Origin of the sequence: Helcococcus sueciensis DSM 17243 (genome assembly GCF_000423145.1) — a bacterium.
Taxonomy (GTDB): Bacteria; Bacillota; Clostridia; order Tissierellales; family Peptoniphilaceae; genus Helcococcus; species Helcococcus sueciensis.
On record NZ_AUHK01000041.1, the window covers coordinates 1 to 2262 of the forward strand.

Sequence of the window (2262 nt, forward strand, 5' to 3'; positions counted from 1 at the left end):
AATTTTATCACGAGAGGTTTTTTTCTTGAAGCTAAAGCTCTTGATTCCCCCGGCATAGCCGGGGGTTTTTATTGTGGTAAACCCACAATAAAAAAACCACCGTTAGGTGGTTTTGTGTCTGACGCCATTACATGACACTTAAACGTTAATTCAGTTTCACAAATTTAAAGCATAGTTGTCTATCTTCGATTCAATTGTAAAATTCTTCAATCAAACAGTCAACGTTTTATAATTTTTTACAATTTTAGATTTTCTCTTCTTGCTTTTATTAACTCTTCTAACTCTAACAAATCATCTTCTTTCGCATGATTTCTTATAAAATTTCTTGCTTGTCTTCTATATCCATCTATTCTAGTTTTTTCTTTATTTCTTTTTTCCCAAGCTCTTGAAGCTCTCTTTTGAGCTTCTGAAGTTTTATTATCTTTTGTCATTCATATACTCCTTTTATCTATTTAATTCTTTTTATACAATCTATAAATCATGTATATAACTATCAGAATATATAATATTGTATTTTCAAGATAAAACACATTTAATACTAAAAGCATAACCATTAATAATAAACTTAAACTATTTCTCATTTGACATAATGAGTAATTTCATATATATTAAAGATAGGAAGGGGATTTCTCCCCTTGACTTAATCTATTATTTTATCAATTAATCCGATTATTGCTGTAACCAAGGATATAATTTTGATAAATAATTCGATTAAGTCTTTTTTCTTATAACTCACTCCGACCATTATATTATCTAAACGGCTTGAAATAGCCGTTTATTTTTTTAAGGTACAAAAAAAGTACAATTCATTTTTAAAACTCCTATTTTTAGGTGTTATTTTTTTTCATATTATAAAATCTGATGTATGAAATATAAAATTGATAAATTTTGATTTAAGATTTATATGTTTTTAAATGTTAAGTTTTGTTAAGGATTTTTATTGCAGTATTTTTCAATAAATTATATTTTATAGCAGTTGTTTATGTAAAATAACCATTACGGTAAAAAGGTAAATCTTTGCTTAAAACTACCTTTTTTATAATTATTAAATTCAGTATATCTTTTATTCTTATATAATTGATTTGTTAACTTACTAATGTTAAAATATGCAAGTATAACTTAAAATGACTATTTAAAATATAAAGGAAATAATATGAAAGAAAATTTTTGGACGAATTTACCTAAGCCATTTTTTATACTTGCACCTATGGAAGATGTAACGGATGTAGTATTTAGACATGTAATAGCTAAAGCTGCTGCTCCAGATGTGTATTTTACAGAATTTACTAATGCACAATCTTACAATCATTCAGAAGGTATGAAGGCATTAAGAGGAAGACTTCTATTTACCGAGGATGAAAAACCTATAGTTGCTCATATTTGGGGAGATAATCCTAAAGATTTTGCAACTATGGCAAAAGATATGAAAAAAATGGGTTTTAGTGGTGTAGATATTAATATGGGTTGTCCTGCAGCTAATGTAGTTAAGCACGGAAGAGGCGCTGGATTAATTAAAAGGCCTGAAGTTGCTGCACAAATTATACAAGCTGCTAAAAAAGGTGGATTACCTGTAAGCGTAAAAACAAGAATTGGATATAGTGATATAAATGAATATAAAGAATGGTTATCTCATCTATTAAGACAGGATATAGTTAATTTATCTGTTCATCTAAGAACTAAAAAAGAAATGTCTGACTACGCTGCACATTGGGAATTAATACCTGAAATAAAAAAATTAAGAGATGAAATAGCTCCAAATACACTTCTAACAATAAATGGAGACATAGATAATAGACAAATCGGATTAGAATTAGTTGAAAAATATGGTGTAGACGGAGTTATGATAGGTAGAGGTGTATTTAAGGATCCATTTGCATTTGAAAAAGAAAAAAAAGAACATAGTATAGAAGAATATATGGAGTTGTTCTATTATCATCTAGATTTATATGAGGAAATGGTAAAAAAAGAACCTCAACTTTATAAAATGTTAAATAGATTATACAAGACATATATTAGAGATTTTAGAGGAGCTAGTAAATTAAGAGATAGATTAATTAGAACTAAAAATGTACAAGAAGCTAGAATTATATTAGAAGAGTTTAATAAAGAAAATGATTTTAATATATAAAAATGGGGTGTATTGATAACACCCCATTTTTTTCATTTTATTGGGGTCTGTAAATAATTTTGTGTATCAACCTATTTCCTGATATTAAAGGGTATGGGTTGATACATTTTTTGTATCAATAGATATTCATTTCT

The 2262-nt window shown here is 27.1% G+C and carries 2 protein-coding genes; one reads left to right on the forward strand and one right to left on the reverse strand.

Features of this window, described 5'->3' with window-relative positions; all coding sequences use genetic code 11:
- Positions 1 to 236: 236 nt before the first annotated feature.
- On the reverse strand, positions 237 to 431 hold the full coding sequence (locus G534_RS0107040) for a hypothetical protein (RefSeq protein ID WP_027348477.1): 195 nt from the start codon (positions 429 to 431) through the stop codon (positions 237 to 239).
- Positions 432 to 1153: 722 nt separating this feature from the next.
- Here G534_RS0107040 and G534_RS0107045 point away from each other — a divergent pair.
- Entirely contained in the window at positions 1154 to 2128 is a 975-nt protein-coding gene (locus G534_RS0107045) for a tRNA dihydrouridine synthase (protein ID WP_027348478.1), read from the forward strand.
- Positions 2129 to 2262 lie beyond the last annotated feature (134 nt).